Genomic DNA, 15,467 nt, shown 5'->3' with positions numbered 1-15,467 from the left:
GGGGCCCCACGTGCTCATCGACACCTACGGCCGGGTGGCGACGGACCTCCGGGTCTCGCTGACCGACCGGTGCAACCTGCGCTGCACGTACTGCATGCCCGAGGAGGGTCTGCAGTGGCTCGCCAAGCCCGATCTGCTCACCGACGACGAGATCGTCCGGCTCGTCGGCATCGCGGTCACCTCCCTGGGCATCGAGGAAGTCCGCTTCACCGGCGGCGAGCCCCTGCTCCGCCCCGGCCTGGTCGGCATCGTCGAGCGGGTCGCCGCCCTCGAACCCCGTCCCCAGATGTCCCTCACCACCAACGGCATCGGGCTGCGCCGCACGGCGAGCGCCCTGAAGGCGGCCGGCCTCGACCGGGTCAACGTCTCCCTCGACACGCTCCGCCCGGACGTCTTCAAGACCCTCACCCGCCGCGACCGCCACCAGGACGTCCTGGACGGCCTGTACGCGGCCCGCGAGGCCCGACTGACCCCGGTGAAGGTCAACTCGGTCCTGATGCCGGGGCTCAACGACGACGAGGCCCCCGACCTGCTCGCCTGGGCTGTCGAGCACGACTACGAGCTGCGCTTCATCGAGCAGATGCCGCTGGACGCCCAGCACGGCTGGAAGCGCGACGGCATGATCACCGCGGGGGACATCCTCGCCTCCCTGCGCACCCGGTTCGAGCTGACCGCGGAGGGCGAGGAGAAGCGCGGCTCCGCACCGGCCGAGCGCTGGCTGGTCGACGGCGGCCCGCACCGGGTGGGCGTCATCGCCTCCGTCACCCGGCCCTTCTGCTCCGCCTGCGACCGCACCCGCCTCACCGCCGACGGACAGGTCCGCACCTGCCTGTTCGCCACCGAGGAGACCGACCTGCGGGCGGCCCTGCGCTCCGGCGCGGACGACGAGGAGGTCGCCCGCATCTGGAAGCTCGCCATGTGGGGCAAGAAGGCGGGCGCGGGTCTGGACGACCCGGCCTTCGTCCAGCCGGACCGCCCGATGTCCGCCATCGGCGGCTGAGCGGCCGAGCGCCGAGCACCGAGCGGCTCAGCGACCGAGCCGGCCGGGAGACGTCCGGCCGCCGGGCTCAGGCCCCTTCCGGAGCCTCCCACTCCTCCAGGCGCACCACGTCCTTCAGGAAGCCGCGCACCCCGAGGAACTGCGCCAGGTGCTCCCGGTGCTCCTCGCAGGCCAGCCATGTCTTGCGCCGCTCCGGCGTGTGGATCTTCGGGTTGTTCCAGGCCAGCACCCACACGGCGGGGGCGCGGCAGCCCTTCGCGGAGCAGATGGGCGTCTCGGGGTCGGGGTTGATCACCGTCCGACCCTAACCCGTGCGGCGTAAGGAGAAACGCGGCGGGAAAAGGCGACGCCGAGCAGCCACGGGGGGAGCTGCCCGGCGTCGGTCCGTCGCTCCGACGGGGGATGCGGAGCGCGTACGAAGTATGTCATGGGTCACCCCGCCCCCGGCACCGAAAGAACATGATTGATCTGAGGTTTCTTTGAGCTTGACCGGGAAGGTACTTCCGCTCCCGGCGTCCGGTGCTCACACCTCACTGTTCAGGAGCGTCCCGGACCCTCGGATCGTCCGCCCGGCGCCGCCTGCGACGGCACTTCTTCCGCATCGGGTTCCGTGGAACCGTCGTCCGTCCGCGGCGGTGCGATCATCGGCTTCATCGGGGTCGTCACGAAGGTCGACGGCAAGGACGGCGCGTTCTCCCGCCCCGCGTTGGCGATCACCACCGCGATGTACGGCAGGACCGCCCCGAGCACCAGCGCCACGATCGCGACATGCCGCTCCACGTTCCACAGGGTGGCCGCCAGGATGACCGAGATCGTGCGAACGGTCATCGAGATCACGTACCGGCGCTGCCGTCCCCGTACGTCCTCCTGGAGGCCCGCCCGGGCGCCCGTGATCCGGAACACCTGAGCGCCGCCGCCACGCTGCTTCCGCATCACATTCCACCATCCGCCCGCATCGGACCCTTTTCCGTACCCGGCGTCCAGCGTCCCGGTCTGCGACATCTGGTCCGGACAACCAACGGTACGCCGCGCTCCGCCCGGTCACGAGAGCGGGTCACCCCGCACCGCTCCGGCCCGGCTGCGCCGTACCGCGTGCGGCATGTCCGACATGCGGCGTATCGCGACCGGGCCGACACTTGCCGTAATGCTCGCGTCAAGTCGTACGAGGAGGCAGTCATGGGCTGGTTGTGGGCGATCATCGTGGGATTCGTGCTCGGCCTGCTGGCCAAAGCGGTGATCCCTGGCAAGCAGCACATCCCGCTCTGGCTGGCCACCCTCTGCGGCATCGCCGGCGCGGTCATCGGCAACGCCATGGCGCGCGGCTTCGGCATCGAGGAGACCCGGGGCATCGACTGGGGGCGGCACATCTTCCAGCTCGGCGCGGCCATCGTCGTCGTGCTGCTCGTGGAGATGATCTACAACGCCATGCAGCGCAGGAAGCACGAGCGGCAGCGGGCCTGACCCGCCCGCCGGGTACGGCGAAGGGGCGGGTCCCGGAAGGACCCGCCCCTCACGTCCACCGGCTCAGCCGGCCGTGACCTCCACGGCCGCCAGATTCTTCTTGCCGCGGCGCAGCACCAGCCACCGCCCGTGCAGCAGGTCCTCCTCGGCGGGGACGGCGTCCTCGGCGGCGACCTTGACGTTGTTCACGTAGGCGCCGCCCTCCTTCACCGTGCGCCGCGCGGCCGACTTGCTGGGCACCAGGCCGACCTCGGCGAAGAGGTCCACCACCGGACCCAGCTCGGCCACCTTGACGTGCGGCACCTCGGACAGCGCCGCCGCCAGCGTCCGCTCGTCCAGCTCACCCAGCTCGCCCTGGCCGAACAGGGCCTTGGACGCGGCGATCACGGCGGCCGTCTGGTCGGCGCCGTGCACCAGCGTCGTCAGCTCCTCGGCCAGCGCGCGCTGCGCGGCACGGGCCTGCGGGCGCTCCTCCGTCTGCCGCTCCAGCTCCTCCAGCTCCTCGCGGGACTTGAAGGACAGGATCCGCATGTAGCCCGAGATGTCCCGGTCGTCCACGTTCAGCCAGAACTGGTAGAACGCGTACGGCGTGGTCATCTCCGGGTCCAGCCAGACGGCGCCGCCCTCGGTCTTGCCGAACTTGGTGCCGTCCGCCTTGGTCATCAGCGGCGTCGCGTAGGCGTGGACCGTGGCGTCCGGCTCCAGCCGGTGCAGCAGGTCCAGGCCCGCCGTGAGGTTGCCCCACTGGTCGCTGCCGCCCTGCTGCATCGTGCAGCCGTAGCGGCGGTACAGCTGGAGGAAGTCCATCGCCTGGAGCAGCTGGTAGCTGAACTCCGTGTAGCTGATGCCCTCGGAGGACTCCAGGCGCCGGGCGACCGAGTCCTTCGTCAGCATCTTGTTGACGCGGAAGTGCTTGCCGATGTCCCGCAGGAACTCGATCGCGGACAGGTTCGCCGTCCAGTCGAGGTTGTTGACCATGACGGCCGCGTTCTCGCCCTCGAAGGACAGGAACGGCTCGATCTGGCCGCGCAGCCGCTCCACCCAGCCCGCGACCGTCTCCGGCGAGTTCAGCGTGCGCTCGGCCGTCGGCCGCGGGTCGCCGATCTGCCCGGTCGCGCCGCCGACCAGCGCCAGCGGCCGGTGACCGGCCTGCTGGAGCCGGCGCACGGTGAGCACCTGCACCAGGTGCCCCACGTGCAGCGACGGCGCGGTCGGGTCGAAACCGCAATAGAACGTGACGGGACCGTCCGCGAGCGCCTTGCGCAAAGCGTCCTCGTCAGTGGACTGGGCGAACAGCCCGCGCCACTTCAGCTCGTCGACGATGTCCGTCACGGTTCTCGTGTCTCCTCGGTGATCTGCGGCCGTACGGGTGACGGCCTGCTGCGAACGCCTACGAGGTTATACGCCCCGGCTGACCGAGCTCATGTTGAAATCGGGGATGCGCAGCGCGGGCATCGCGGCCCGGGTGAACCAGTCGCCCCACTCCCTGGGCAGCGTCTTCTCCGTACGGCCCGCCTCGACCGCCCGGCCCAGCAGGTCCACCGGCGACTCGTTGAACCGGAAGTTGTTCACCTCGCCGGTGACCTCGCCGTTCTCCACCAGGTAGACGCCGTCCCGGGTCAGCCCGGTGAGCAGCAGCGTCGCCGGGTCCACCTCGCGGATGTACCACAGGCAGGTCAGCAGCAGCCCCCGCTCGGTGGACGCGACCATCTCCTCCAGGGAGCGGTCCTCGCCGCCGTCCAGGATCAAGTTGTCGACGGCGGGCGCGGCCGGCAGGCCGGTCAGGCCCGCGCTGTGCCGGCTGGTGGTCAGCCGGTGCAGCTCGCCCTCGCGCACCCAGTCCGTCGCCGTCAGCGGCAGCCCGTTGTCGAACACCGACTGGTCGCCGCCGGAGGAGTGCGCGATCACGAACGGCGCCGACTCCAGACCCGGCTCGCCCGGGTCGCTGCGCAGCGTCAGCGGCAGCTCGGACAGCCGCTCGCCGACCCGGGTGCCGCCGCCCGGCTTGGAGAACACCGTGCGGCCCTCCGCCGCGTCCCGCCCGGACGCCGACCACAGCTGGTAGATCAGCAGGTCCGCCACGGCGGTCGGCGGCAGCAGCGTCTCGTACCGGCCCGCCGGCAGCTCCAGCCGCCGCTGGGCCCACCCCAGCCGTACGGCCAGATCGGCGTCCAGCGCGGCCGGGTCGACGTCCTTGAAGTCGCGGGTGGAGCGGCCCGCCCACGCCGACCGGGTGCGGTCCGGGGACTTCGCGTTGATCTCCAGCGTGCCGTTCGGCTGGTCGTGCCGCAGCCGCAGCCCCGCCGACGTGCCGAGGTAGGTGGACACCATCTCGTGGTTCGCGAACCCGTACAGCTCCCGGCCGCCGGCCCGCGCCCGGGCGAACGCCTCGCCCAGCGCCGGGGCGAAGTCGGCGAACACCGCGGAGGTCGTCTCGGCGGGCGCCTCGGTGAACTCGGGGGACGGATCCACCCCCGTCACCAGCGGCTGCGCGTCCTCGGCGGGTCCCGCGCCGCGCGCGGCGGCCTCCGCGGCCCGCACCAGCGGCTCCAGTTCGTCCACGGTCACCGCGGACCGGGACACCACCCCGGAGGCCGTGCCCTGGGCGCCGTCCACCGTGGCGATCACGGTGAGGGTGCGCCCGCGGGTGACCCCGTTCGTGGTGAGCGCGTTGCCCGCCCAGCGGAGGTTGGCGGAGGAGTGCTCGTCGGCGATCACGACACAGCCGTCGGACCGGGACAGCTCCAGCGCCCGCTCGACGATCTCGTGCGGCTTGGTGGTACGCGCGCTCATCGCCCGGCCTCCTGCGTCGTGTTCAAGATGTTGACTCCCTTGAAGAGGGCGGACGGGCAGCCGTGGGAGACCGCCGCGACCTGGCCCGGCTGGGCCTTGCCGCAGTTGAAGGCGCCGCCCAGGACGTATGTCTGCGGACCGCCGACGGCGGCCATGGACCCCCAGAAGTCGGTGGTCGTGGCCTGGTAGGCGACGTCCCTCAGCTGCCCGGCGAGCCGCCCGTTCTCGATCCGGTAGAAGCGCTGGCCGGTGAACTGGAAGTTGTAGCGCTGCATGTCGATCGACCACGACCGGTCGCCGACCACGTAGATGCCCCGGTCGACGCCCCCGATCAGGTCCTCCGTGGACATCCCCGCCGGGTCGGGCCGCAGCGACACGTTGGCCATGCGCTGCACCGGCACATGGCCGGGGGAGTCGGCGAACGCGCACCCGTTGGACCGCTCGAACCCGGTGAGCCTCGCGATCCTCCGGTCGAGCTGGTAGCCGACCAGCGTGCCGTCCTTCACCAGGTCCCAGGACTGCGCCTCGACGCCCTCGTCGTCGTAGCCGACGGTCGCGAGCCCGTGCTCGGCGGTGCGGTCACCGGTGACGTTCATCAGCTCGGAGCCGTACCGCAGCGTGCCGAGCTGGTCGAAGGTGGCGAACGACGTGCCCGCGTAGGCGGCCTCGTAGCCGAGGGCGCGGTCCAGCTCGGTGGCGTGCCCGATCGACTCGTGAATGGTGAGCCACAGGTTGGACGGGTCCACCACCAGGTCGTACAGCCCCGGCTCGACGCTCGGGGCGCGCATCTTCTCGGCGAGCAGCTCGGGGATCCGCGCCAGCTCGTCGTCCCAGTCCCAGCCGGTGCCCGTCAGGTACTCCCAGCCGCGCCCGGCCGGCGGCGCGAGCGTGCGCATGGAGTCGAACTCGCCGCTGGAGTCGTCGACCGACACCGCCGTCAGCACCGGGTGCAGCCGGACGCGCTGCTGCGTGGTCACGGTCCCGGCGGTGTCCGCGTAGAACTTGTTCTCGTGCACCGTGAGCAGCGAGGCGTCCACGTGGTCGACGCCGTTCGCCGCGAGGAGCCGCCCGCTCCAGTCGGCCAGCAGCCCCGCCTTCTCCTCGTCGGGCACGGTGAACGGGTCGATCTCGTACGACGACACCCAGGTCTTCTCGGCGTGCACCGGCTCGTCGGCCAGCTCCACCAGCTCGTCCGACCCGGCCGCCCGGATCACCTGCGCGGACAGCTTCGCCATGGCCACCGCCTGGGAGGCGACCTTCGCGGCGGCGTCGAGGGTGAGGTCCACCCCGGACGCGAAGCCCCAGGTGCCGCCGTGCACCACCCGCACCGCGTACCCGAGGTCGGTGGTGTCCGACGAACCGGCGGGCTTGGCGTCCCTCAGCCGCCAGGAGGCGCTGCGCACCCGCTCCAGACGGAAGTCCGCGTGCTCCGCCCCGAGCGCCCGCGCCCGGGCGAGCGCGGCGTCGGCGAGGGCGCGTAGCGGCAGGGCTGTGAAGGCTTCGTCAATGCTATGAGACACCTACGTCTCTTCCTGTCGGGTTTGAATCGTTCGGTTGTCGCTGCGTCGAGTTGGCGCTGCGGCGCATCATGTCGCGCCGGCCCGGACCGGGACCACACCTTTGCGGCGCGCCCCGCCGTGTTCGTGTCACCGGGCCGGTGACCGCCGTCGCCCGGCCGGGTTCATTCTGTAGGGACCCGACAGAGCGGCCCCCCGGCCACTGTCGGTGCCCCGATGTCCCGAGGCGGACCGGGACCGATAGGTTTTCAGTGCAGCCGCCTGTCGTCACGGTGTCCGGGCGGGTGGACCAGACCGCTATCGAAGGGGTGATCCGTTGAGCCGCTCGGTTCTCGTCACCGGAGGCAACCGGGGCATCGGCCTCGCCATCGCCCGCGCGTTCGCCGACGCCGGCGACAAGGTCGCCATCACGTACCGCTCGGGGGAGCCCCCGGCCGGCTTCCTCGCCGTCCGGTGCGACATCACCGACACCGAGCAGGTGGAGCAGGCCTACAAGGAGATCGAGGAGGCGCACGGCCCCGTCGAGGTGCTCGTGGCCAACGCCGGCATCACCCGGGACCAGCTCCTGATGCGCATGTCCGAGGAGGACTTCACGTCCGTCCTCGAGACCAACCTCACCGGCACCTTCCGCGTCGTCAAGCGCGCCAACCGCGGCATGCTGCGCGCCCGCAAGGGCCGCGTCGTGCTGATCTCCTCGGTCGTCGGGCTGCTCGGCTCCGCGGGCCAGGCCAACTACGCCGCCTCCAAGGCCGGCCTGGTGGGCTTCGCGCGCTCCCTCGCCCGTGAGCTGGGCTCGCGCAACATCACCTTCAACGTCGTCGCGCCCGGCTTCGTCGACACCGACATGACCCGGGAGCTCACCGAGGAGCAGCAGGCGAAGATCCTCGCCCAGGTGCCGCTCGCGCGGTACGCGAAGACCGAGGAGATCGCCGCCGCGGTGCGCTTCCTCGCCTCGGACGACGCCTCGTACATCACTGGAGCCGTCATTCCCGTTGACGGCGGACTGGGAATGGGTCACTGAACACCATGAGCGGAATCCTCGAGGGCAAGCGCGTCCTGATCTCCGGAGTGCTGATGGAGTCCTCCATCGCCTTCCACGCCGCCAAGCTGGCCCAGGAGCAGGGCGCCGAGATCATCCTGACCGCGTTCCCGCGCCCCACCCTGACCGAGCGCATCGCGAAGAAGCTGCCCAAGCCGACCAAGGTCATCGAGCTCGACGTCACCAACGACGAGCACCTGGGCCGCCTGGCCGACGTGGTCGGCGAGGAGCTCGGCGGCCTGGACGGCGTGGTGCACTCCATCGGCTTCGCGCCGCAGGACGCGCTCGGCGGCAACTTCCTCAACACGCCGTTCGAGTCGGTCGCCACGGCCATGCACGTCTCGGCGTATTCCCTGAAGTCGCTCACCATGGCCTGCCTGCCGCTGATGCAGAACGGCGGCTCGGTCGTCGGCCTCACCTTCGACGCGCAGTTCGCCTGGCCGCAGTACGACTGGATGGGCCCGGCCAAGGCCGCCCTGGAGGCCACCAGCCGCTACATCGCGCGTGACTTGGGCAAGCAGAACATCCGCTGCAACCTCATCTCCGCGGGCCCGCTCGGCTCCATGGCCGCCAAGTCCATCCCGGGCTTCGGCGAGCTGGCGTCCGTCTGGGACACCCGTTCCCCGCTGGAGTGGGACCTGAAGGACCCCGAGCCGGCCGGCCGCGGCATCGTCGCCCTGCTGAGCGACTGGTTCCCGAAGACCACCGGCGAGATCATCCACGTCGACGGCGGTCTGCACGCCATCGGCGCCTGATCCGTAGCACAGCCGCACGAGGGCCCGTGTCCCCCTGAGGGGGCGCGGGCCCTCGCGTACGTCCGCCGCCCTCGCGTATGTCCGCCGTCCTGGGAGGCGCGCTCAGTCGCCCGCGGGGGCCGTCAGCCGCCCCGGTTTGCACGCCATGGGGTAGGCGGCGGCCTCCACGGCCGCCGTCGCCTCGTCGCCCGCGCGGATCGCGTCCACCAGCCGGCTGTGGTCCATGTGCGTCTCCGGCGACATGTCCCCGCCCACGTCGTCGCGCAGCCAGTCCCGCAGCACCTCGCCCAGGTCCGCGTACAGCGCGGTCATCACGTCGTTGTGCGAGGCCGCCACGACGGCCATGTGGAACGTCGCGTCCGCCGTCACGAACGCCTCCGCGTCGCCCGACTCCCAGGCCTCCTCGCGGCGCAGCAGCAGCGCGTCGAGCTGCTTGAGGTCCTTCTCCGTACGCCGCCGCGCCGCAAGCCGCGCCGCCGACGACTCCAGCGAGGAGCGCAGCTCGGCGATGTGCCGGGGGTCGGCGCCGGCGAAGCGGCGGTGCATCACGCCCGCCAGCTCGCTGGTGGCGACCACATAGGTGCCCGAGCCCTGGCGGATGTCGAGCAGGCCGTTGTGCGCCAGCGCGCGCACCGCCTCACGGACGGTGTTGCGGGCCACCCCCAGCTGCTCCACGAGTTCCGGCTCGGTGGGGACGCGTGAGCCGACCGGCCACTCGCCCGAGGTGATCTGGGCCCGCAGGGCGGCGATGACCTGCTCGGACAGCGCGGATCGGCGCGGATGGCTCAGAGGCATGCTTCACCTTCGCACGGCAGGGGCACGGTGGGGCGCCCACGACCTGGACAACCAATCATCCCATGATTCTATGATGGGCCGCATGACTCGTATGACTGGTGACGAGACCCGAACGGCGGACGGGACGGGGACGGCGGACGAGACCCGGACCGCCGCGTCCGCCACCGCCCGTACCTCCGCCACGACCGTGCTTCCGGAGCAGTCCGGCGCCCGCACGCGCGCGTGGCGGAAACGGCTGCTCGTCGCCGGCATCGTGCTGGCCGCCCTGAACCTGCGCCCCGCCATCACCAGCTTCGGCGCGCTGCTCGAAGAGGTACGCGACGGGCTCGGCATGAGCGGAAGCGTGGCGGGGCTCCTCACCTCCCTGCCCGCCCTGTGCTTCGCCGTCTTCGGCGTCACCGCGCCCCGTCTGGCCCGCCGCTTCGGCCCCGGCGCGGTGGTGTGCGCCGGCATGGCCGCCATCGCCACCGGCCTGCTGGTGAGGCCCTTCGTCGGCAACACGGCCGCCTTCCTCCTCACCAGCGGCCTCGCGCTCGCCGGCATAGCCGTGAGCAACGTGCTGATGCCGGTCATCGTCAAGCGCTGGTTCCCCGACCGGGTCGGCTCCATGACAGGCCTGTACTCCATGGCCCTCGCCCTGGGCACCGCCTCGGCGGCGGCCGCGACCGTCCCGGTGACCGACGCCCTCGGCGGCGACTGGCAGGCGGGGCTCGCCGTCTGGGCGGCGCTCGCGGCGGCCGCCGTCCTGCCCTGGCTCGCCTTCGTACGGGACCGGAGCGGGGCCTCGGCGGCGGGGGACCGCAGGCCGGAGTCGCCGCGGGGGGACGGGCGGCCGGGGGAGCGGGCCGCAGGGCAGGCGCCGGCGCTGCGGATCACCCGGAGCGGGACCGCCTGGGCGCTGGCCGTGTTCTTCGGGCTCCAGGCCACCGCCGCCTACATCAGCATGGGCTGGATGGCGCAGATCTTCCGCGACGCGGGCGTCCCCGCCGGCCAGGCCGGACTGCTGCTCGCCGTCACCATGGTGATGGGCGTCCCCCTGGCGTTCGTCATACCGCGCCTCGCAGCCCGGCTGCCCCGACAGGGCCCGATCGTGCTCGTGCTGGGCGTCAGCGGTCTGCTCGGGTACGCGGGCCTCTACTTCGCCCCGGCCGCCGGCGCCTGGGCCTGGGCGGTGCTGGTGGGCATCGCCAACTGTGCCTTCCCGCTCGCGCTCACCATGGTCGGCATGCGGGCGCGCACGGGCGCGGGCGTGGCCCAGCTGTCGGCCTTCGCGCAGAGCACCGGCTATCTGATCTCCATACCCGGGCCGCTGCTGGTGGGCGTGCTGTACCAGCACAGCGGCGGCTGGGGGCTGCCGATCGCGCTCATGGCGGGGCTGATGGTCCCGCAGATGATCGTCGGGGTGCTGGCGGGGCGGGACCGTACGGTGGAGGAGGAGGCGGGGGCGGCCCGGGTCGGGCGCTGAGGCGGAGGGTCGCGGGCGCGCCAACGGTAAGACGCGGGGGTGCCGGGACCCGTACGCCTTCCAGCTCGGGGCTCGTGCTCCGTCGGCGCGTGCGGGTCCGTGGGGGCTGGGCGCGCAGTTTCCCGCGCCCCCTCGGGGGCGGGTCCGTGGGGGCTGAGCGCGCAGTTCCCGCGCCACGCCCGCCGGGGCACCCCGTGGCCGGTGCCGGGCGGGCGGGGTGCGACACTTTTCCCATGCCAGTCCTCGACCCGAACCCGCAGAACGGCCAGAAGAAGATGCTGCTCGTCTTCGGCGCGTTCTTCGCGATCTTCATCGTCATCGGCGTCATCGCGACGGTGCTCGCGCCCTGAGCGGACCGCCGGCGTTCGACCCCTGAGCGGGGTGACCGGATTCGACCCCTTGATGGTGGTGCTGGCACCCCCATCCCCTAGGGGGCCAGGCTCAGGGTCAAGTGGGTGGATCACCGGATGGGTTGAGGCCCCGCCGATCCGTACCTTCGAGATGTGGCCGCGAGCGGCGGCCACGGAGCACTCGAAGAGCGGAGGCATCCATGTCGGCGCGCACGCACTCCCGGCCCGTCCCGGCCCCCCGGGCCGGTGCCGCCACCCGCCTGCCGTGGTGGGCCCTGGCCCTTCCCACCCTCGCCTTCGTGACCCTGCTCGCCCTCGTCCTCAACCCCTCCGACGCGCACGCGACCGCCGGTGAGCCCGCGCTCAGGCTCCTCGTCGAGCGGGCGCAGCAGCTCATAGCCCGCTGAACGCGCCGAGGCGCCGGTCAACTCCCTGCGCCCCGTGGCCTGTTTCGTGCGAAGCTGGGTGCCATGAGCGTCGCAGAACCCCGCAGGATTGTCCTTTTCCGGCATGCGAAAGCCGACTGGCCTCCGGTGTCCGACCACGAGCGCCCCCTCGCCGAGCGAGGCCGCCTGGACGCCGCGGCCGCCGGCCGCAAGCTGGCCGACACCGGCGTCGCCTTCGACCAGGCCCTGTGCTCCACGGCGGTCCGCACCCGCGAGACCTGGAAGCTCGCGGTCCACGAGTTCCCGAAGCGGCCGAAAACCGTCTACGAGGAGCGGATCTACGAGGCCTCGCCCGGTGAGCTGATCGCCCTGCTCAACGAGACCCCCGACGACGCGCAGAACGTCCTGCTGGTCGGACACAACCCGGGCGTGCAGGGGGTGGCCGACATCCTGGCCGGCGCGTCCGAGGGCGACGCTCGCGAGCGGATGACGCGGCGCGGCTTCCCGGCCGCCGCCTTCGCGGTCCTGACCTTCACCGGCCCCTGGAAGTCCCTGGAGCCCGGCACGGCCACGCTGGTCGACTACTGGGCCCCCGCCGAGTGACCCCCGGCTGACCCGCCCGGCACGACAGGGGCCCGGCACCGACCTCGTCGGCGCCGGGCCCGTCCCGTCCCGGTGCGGGCGGCTCAGTCGCCCGCGAGCGTGTCCGCCGCCTCGACCTCTTCCCGCGTGATGCCCAGCAGGTAGAGGACGGTGTCCAGGAAGGGGACGTTCACGGCCGTGTGGGCCGCCTCGCGCACCACCGGCTTGGCGTTGAAGGCGACACCGAGCCCGGCCGCGTTCAGCATGTCCAGGTCGTTCGCGCCGTCACCGATCGCCACCGTCTGCGACAGCGGCACACCCGCCTCGGCGGCGAACCGGCGCAGCAGCCGCGCCTTGCCCGCCCGGTCGACGATCTCGCCCGTCACCCGGCCGGTGAGCTTGCCGTCGACGATCTCCAGCGTGTTCGCCTGGGCGAAGTCCAGACCGAGGCGCTCCTTCAGGTCGTCGGTGACCTGGGTGAAGCCGCCCGACACCACCCCCACCTGGTAGCCGAGTCGCTTGAGCGTGCGGATCAGGGTGCGGGCGCCCGGCGTCAGCCGCACCTCGCTGCGCACCTTGTCGATCACGGAGGCGTCCAGCCCCTCCAGCAGCGCCACCCGCGCGTGCAGCGACTGCTCGAAGTCCAGCTCCCCGCGCATCGCCGCCGCCGTCACCTCGGCGACCTGGTCCTCACAGCCGGCGTGCGCGGCGAAGAGCTCGATCACCTCGTCCTGGATGAGCGTGGAGTCCACATCCATGACCACCAGCCGCTGCGCCCTGCGGTACAGCCCCGCCGCGACCACCGCGATGTCGACCCGGAACCGGGCCGCGTCCGTCACCAGCGCGGTGCGCAGCGGCTCCGTCTCCACGCCGGACACCGCGAACTCCACGGCCGTCACCGGGTACTTGGCGAGCCGGAAGATACGGTCGATGTTGCCGCCGGCCTTGGTGATCCGCGCGGCGACCGCCGCCGTCGCCTCCGAGGTGAGGGGGTGGCCCAGCACGGTCACCAGGGACCTGCCGAGACCGCGGGGGCGGTTGTCGCCCTTGCCGGAGATGATCTCCGCCTGCATCTTGATCGAGTCCGCCCAGCTGTGGACGGTCGCCCGCAGGTCACCCTCCATCCCGGCCGGGGGGTGGGTCACGAGCGCGCACAGCACGATGCGACCACGGGTGACGACCTGCTCGATGTCGACGACGTCGACGGAGTAGGCGGCGAGAGTGTCGAAGAGGCCGGCCGTGATGCCCGGCCTGTCCTTGCCGAAGATCTTGACCAGAAGGGTGGGAACGTCGGAGGTCTGCGATGCGCTCATGGTGCTCCCACCGTATCCGGCACCCAGTGCCCCGCGCCCCCGAGGTCCGCCACCCGGACACCCTTACCGTCCTCCCGGCCCCCGGCCGTCCCCCTCCCTGTTCCTTCCTCCCTGGGGGTCGCGTGGACCCGAGGATCCTGGTGGCGCCGGGGGTGGTGGGGGAGGAGGCGGGACCCTGTCCGGCCACAGGCGGCGGCGGTCCGGGCGTGGGGGGCGTGGCGGTGGGGTGGGGCTGATGACCGTCGGGGCCGCGGACACGTCGTCCGCCCCGTCCCCGGGCCCGGGTGTGGCCCGTCCCGGTACCGCGTCCTCGGGCGCCCCGCGTTCCGGCCGCGTCCCCGGCAGCCGTAGGTACGGATTGGTGTCCGGGTTGGGCGGCCGGTGCGGCGTCCCCGGTGTGTACGGACCCGAGGGCGGCCGCACCGAGCCGGCCACGTCTCCGGCACCCCGTGCCAGTACCGCAGCCCGCGTCCCCGCCGCCCCGCACGCCCACGCCGGCAGCGCCCCCGCCGCGCCCGCCCCCGCGCCCCACAGCGCGCCGAGCAGCACCGCCGCGCCGAGACGCCCGCGCAGGTCCAGCCCCGCGTCGAACGCGTCGTACCCCAGCACCGACAGCGAGGCGCCCACGGACACCTCCGTGAGCCACACCAGCAGCGGCAGCGTCACCGCCGTGGCCGCGCCCAGCGCCACCGCACACCGCCCCGCGAAACCACCCGCCCCCACCGGCCGCCGGCGCGCCGACCCCCGCGCGGACGCGCCCCCCGCGGAACCACCCGCCCCCACCGACCCGGGAGCCGCACCCCCCACCGGCGTCCGCACCCCCGTCAGCACCCCCGCCAGCAGCATCGCCGTCGCCGCCCCCACCCCCAGCAGCCACACCCGCCCGTCCAGCTCGGCCAGCCGGGCCAAGGTGACGGGCTCCTCGGTCCCCGCCCTCAGCAGATCGTCCAGGGGGTGGGGGAGTGCCCCCAGCAGTGCCCCGTCGCCCTGGGCGTCCCACGGGACGAGCAGCCCGACCGACAGCCCCAGCCACACGCCGTCGGGCGCGCCCAGCAGCGCGGCCCCCGCGATCCTCCGGGGGTGGGCGTCGCCGAGCGCCGCGTACGCCGCGGCGGCGATCCCCGCCGCCACCGCCACCAGCAGCACCGCGACCACCGACGAGACCGCCGGCCGCACCACGCGGTGCAGGGCGTCCCAGCCGCGCGGCAGCGGAGTGCGGCGGGACGCCAGCAGCGCGACCAGCAGCACGCCCGCCGACCAGCCGAGCCCGGCCAGCAGCGTCGGCACCGTGTCGACCGTGAACCCCACCGTCACGTCCGCGCCGACCAGGTCCCCCACCTGGTCCGGCAGCAGCTCCCCGATGTCGCCGAGCCCGGGGACGTCCAGTCCACCACCACCCCCGTCCCCGCCCCCGCCGCCCGTGCCCGGCAGGCCGTCCACGCCGAGCGCCGCCACGTCGACGGTGATCACGTCGTGGCCCGCCCACGCCAGCCCGCCCGCCGTCGCGACGGACAGCGCGACCACCGCGCCCGCCCGCGCGGCCAGTTCACGGCCGGACACCACAACTCCCGCCGTGCGCAGGGACCTCAGGAAGATGAGGGAGAGCAGCACCGCCCCCACCAGCCCCACGCCCAGCGGCACCACGTCGAGCGCCGTCTCCGCCTCGGCCCCGGACAGCCCCAGCACCGACACGTCCCCCGTCGGCGTGACCGAACCGCCCACCGCCAGCGCCACCACCGCGGCCGCCATCGGCGCCAACGACCCCGCGCTGTCCGCGTCCAGCAGATGCAGCCCCAGCGCCGCCGTCCCCGCCATCCCGATCAGCGCCCAGCTCACCGCGGCGACCGCGGACATCACCACGTCCGCCCACGGCACACGGCTCTCACGCCCCGGCCCGGCAACGCCTGTGGCAGCACTCATGGCAGCAGACCCCCCGATCCGCGGAGCGGCCCGGCAGGCCGCGCATGTCCCCCTCGCGTGGTTTACCACTCTCCGGGGCGATTTCAACCCC

The 15,467-nt window shown here is 72.9% G+C and carries 16 protein-coding genes; 8 read left to right on the top strand and 8 right to left on the bottom strand.

Going from position 1 to position 15,467, the window contains the following annotated elements; all coding sequences use genetic code 11:
• Nucleotides 1-10: 10 nt before the first annotated feature.
• Nucleotides 11-1,000: a GTP 3',8-cyclase MoaA gene (moaA, locus tag ACFOSY_RS27605; protein ID WP_394311770.1), complete on the top strand. Its 990-nt coding sequence runs from the start codon at nucleotides 11-13 to the stop codon at nucleotides 998-1,000.
• Nucleotides 1,001-1,067: 67 nt separating this feature from the next.
• Here moaA and ACFOSY_RS27600 read toward each other — a convergent pair whose 3' ends face one another.
• Both ACFOSY_RS27600 and ACFOSY_RS27595 read right to left on the bottom strand, forming a co-directional pair.
• A complete protein-coding gene (locus ACFOSY_RS27600; RefSeq protein WP_394311768.1) occupies nucleotides 1,068-1,295 on the bottom strand; it encodes a hypothetical protein in 228 nt (75 codons plus the stop codon).
• Nucleotides 1,296-1,537: 242 nt separating this feature from the next.
• On the bottom strand, nucleotides 1,538-1,933 hold the full coding sequence (locus ACFOSY_RS27595; RefSeq protein ID WP_394311766.1) for a DUF3099 domain-containing protein: 396 nt from the start codon (nucleotides 1,931-1,933) through the stop codon (nucleotides 1,538-1,540).
• Nucleotides 1,934-2,176: 243 nt separating this feature from the next.
• On the opposite strand from ACFOSY_RS27595, the gene ACFOSY_RS27590 reads away from it, so the two are divergent.
• Complete coding sequence (locus tag ACFOSY_RS27590; RefSeq protein ID WP_394311764.1) at nucleotides 2,177-2,461, top strand: GlsB/YeaQ/YmgE family stress response membrane protein; 285 nt, start codon at nucleotides 2,177-2,179, stop codon at nucleotides 2,459-2,461.
• Nucleotides 2,462-2,524: 63 nt separating this feature from the next.
• Here ACFOSY_RS27590 and tyrS read toward each other — a convergent pair whose 3' ends face one another.
• The 3 genes from tyrS to ACFOSY_RS27575 form a co-directional block, all read right to left on the bottom strand.
• A complete protein-coding gene (gene tyrS, locus ACFOSY_RS27585; RefSeq protein ID WP_394311762.1) occupies nucleotides 2,525-3,793 on the bottom strand; it encodes a tyrosine--tRNA ligase in 1,269 nt (422 codons plus the stop codon).
• A 66-nt stretch (nucleotides 3,794-3,859) separates the two neighbouring features.
• Nucleotides 3,860-5,254, bottom strand: coding sequence for a metallopeptidase TldD-related protein (locus ACFOSY_RS27580; protein WP_394311759.1), 1,395 nt, complete (start codon nucleotides 5,252-5,254; stop codon nucleotides 3,860-3,862).
• Nucleotides 5,251-6,774 (bottom strand): TldD/PmbA family protein, encoded by a 1,524-nt coding sequence (locus tag ACFOSY_RS27575; RefSeq protein WP_394311756.1) that lies wholly within the window; start codon nucleotides 6,772-6,774, stop codon nucleotides 5,251-5,253. Before ACFOSY_RS27575 ends, ACFOSY_RS27580 begins: the two co-directional genes overlap by 4 nt.
• A gap of 313 nt (nucleotides 6,775-7,087) precedes the next feature.
• Here ACFOSY_RS27575 and fabG point away from each other — a divergent pair, with 313 nt between their 5' ends.
• Together fabG and fabI are read left to right on the top strand one after the other, a co-directional pair.
• Nucleotides 7,088-7,792: a 3-oxoacyl-[acyl-carrier-protein] reductase gene (fabG, locus tag ACFOSY_RS27570; protein ID WP_225653321.1), complete on the top strand. Its 705-nt coding sequence runs from the start codon at nucleotides 7,088-7,090 to the stop codon at nucleotides 7,790-7,792.
• A 5-nt stretch (nucleotides 7,793-7,797) separates the two neighbouring features.
• Entirely contained in the window at nucleotides 7,798-8,565 is a 768-nt protein-coding gene (gene fabI, locus ACFOSY_RS27565) for an enoyl-ACP reductase FabI (RefSeq protein ID WP_225653320.1), read from the top strand.
• Between the two features lie 102 nt (nucleotides 8,566-8,667).
• On the opposite strand, the gene ACFOSY_RS27560 is transcribed toward fabI, so the two are convergent.
• On the bottom strand, nucleotides 8,668-9,360 hold the full coding sequence (locus tag ACFOSY_RS27560) for a FadR/GntR family transcriptional regulator (protein WP_394311753.1): 693 nt from the start codon (nucleotides 9,358-9,360) through the stop codon (nucleotides 8,668-8,670).
• 82 nt (nucleotides 9,361-9,442) lie between these two features.
• Here ACFOSY_RS27560 and ACFOSY_RS27555 point away from each other — a divergent pair, with 82 nt between their 5' ends.
• The 4 genes from ACFOSY_RS27555 to ACFOSY_RS27540 all read left to right on the top strand — a co-directional run bounded on the left by ACFOSY_RS27555 (nucleotide 9,443) and on the right by ACFOSY_RS27540 (nucleotide 12,164).
• Nucleotides 9,443-10,825 carry a CynX/NimT family MFS transporter gene (locus tag ACFOSY_RS27555; RefSeq protein ID WP_394311751.1) on the top strand — a complete coding sequence of 461 codons (1,383 nt, stop codon included), beginning with the start codon at nucleotides 9,443-9,445 and terminating at the stop codon, nucleotides 10,823-10,825.
• Between the two features lie 233 nt (nucleotides 10,826-11,058).
• Nucleotides 11,059-11,175, top strand: a complete 117-nt coding sequence (locus tag ACFOSY_RS27550) for an SGM_5486 family transporter-associated protein (RefSeq protein WP_006132620.1) — start codon at nucleotides 11,059-11,061, stop codon at nucleotides 11,173-11,175.
• 200 nt (nucleotides 11,176-11,375) lie between these two features.
• On the top strand, nucleotides 11,376-11,582 hold the full coding sequence (locus tag ACFOSY_RS27545; RefSeq protein ID WP_006132619.1) for a hypothetical protein: 207 nt from the start codon (nucleotides 11,376-11,378) through the stop codon (nucleotides 11,580-11,582).
• Nucleotides 11,583-11,645: 63 nt separating this feature from the next.
• Complete coding sequence (locus ACFOSY_RS27540; protein ID WP_394311747.1) at nucleotides 11,646-12,164, top strand: SixA phosphatase family protein; 519 nt, start codon at nucleotides 11,646-11,648, stop codon at nucleotides 12,162-12,164.
• Nucleotides 12,165-12,247: 83 nt separating this feature from the next.
• Here the strand turns inward: ACFOSY_RS27540 and serB are convergent, their stop codons facing one another.
• Both serB and ACFOSY_RS27530 read right to left on the bottom strand, forming a co-directional pair.
• The gene (gene serB / locus ACFOSY_RS27535) at nucleotides 12,248-13,456 is read right to left on the bottom strand and encodes a phosphoserine phosphatase SerB (RefSeq protein ID WP_006132617.1); all 1,209 of its coding nucleotides are present in this window, start codon (nucleotides 13,454-13,456) and stop codon (nucleotides 12,248-12,250) included.
• A gap of 63 nt (nucleotides 13,457-13,519) precedes the next feature.
• A complete protein-coding gene (locus ACFOSY_RS27530; protein ID WP_394311745.1) occupies nucleotides 13,520-15,376 on the bottom strand; it encodes a streptophobe family protein in 1,857 nt (618 codons plus the stop codon).
• Between the last annotated feature and the right edge of the window lie 91 nt (nucleotides 15,377-15,467).

It is taken from the genome of Streptomyces lusitanus, from assembly GCF_042647945.1.
GTDB classification, from domain to species: Bacteria; Actinomycetota; Actinomycetes; order Streptomycetales; family Streptomycetaceae; genus Streptomyces; species Streptomyces pseudogriseolus.
The sequence above is the reverse complement of the archived record's forward strand: the minus strand, read 5'-3'. Positions and strand labels throughout refer to the sequence as shown.

Bases quoted from the DNA above. Each gene is read 5' to 3' on its own strand.
- ACFOSY_RS27595 (WP_394311766.1), bottom strand. From the start codon at position 1,933: ATGCGGAAGCAGCGTGGCGGCGGCGCTCAGGTGTTCCGGATCACGGGC.
- ACFOSY_RS27590 (WP_394311764.1), top strand. From the start codon at position 2,177: ATGGGCTGGTTGTGGGCGATCATCGTGGGATTCGTGCTCGGCCTGCTG.
- ACFOSY_RS27580 (WP_394311759.1), bottom strand. From the start codon at position 5,254: ATGAGCGCGCGTACCACCAAGCCGCACGAGATCGTCGAGCGGGCGCTG.
- fabI (WP_225653320.1), top strand. From the start codon at position 7,798: ATGAGCGGAATCCTCGAGGGCAAGCGCGTCCTGATCTCCGGAGTGCTG.
- ACFOSY_RS27560 (WP_394311753.1), bottom strand. From the start codon at position 9,360: ATGCCTCTGAGCCATCCGCGCCGATCCGCGCTGTCCGAGCAGGTCATC.
- ACFOSY_RS27555 (WP_394311751.1), top strand. From the start codon at position 9,443: ATGACTCGTATGACTGGTGACGAGACCCGAACGGCGGACGGGACGGGG.
- ACFOSY_RS27550 (WP_006132620.1), top strand. From the start codon at position 11,059: ATGCCAGTCCTCGACCCGAACCCGCAGAACGGCCAGAAGAAGATGCTG.
- ACFOSY_RS27545 (WP_006132619.1), top strand. From the start codon at position 11,376: ATGTCGGCGCGCACGCACTCCCGGCCCGTCCCGGCCCCCCGGGCCGGT.
- ACFOSY_RS27540 (WP_394311747.1), top strand. From the start codon at position 11,646: ATGAGCGTCGCAGAACCCCGCAGGATTGTCCTTTTCCGGCATGCGAAA.
- serB (WP_006132617.1), bottom strand. From the start codon at position 13,456: ATGAGCGCATCGCAGACCTCCGACGTTCCCACCCTTCTGGTCAAGATC.
- ACFOSY_RS27530 (WP_394311745.1), bottom strand. From the start codon at position 15,376: ATGAGTGCTGCCACAGGCGTTGCCGGGCCGGGGCGTGAGAGCCGTGTG.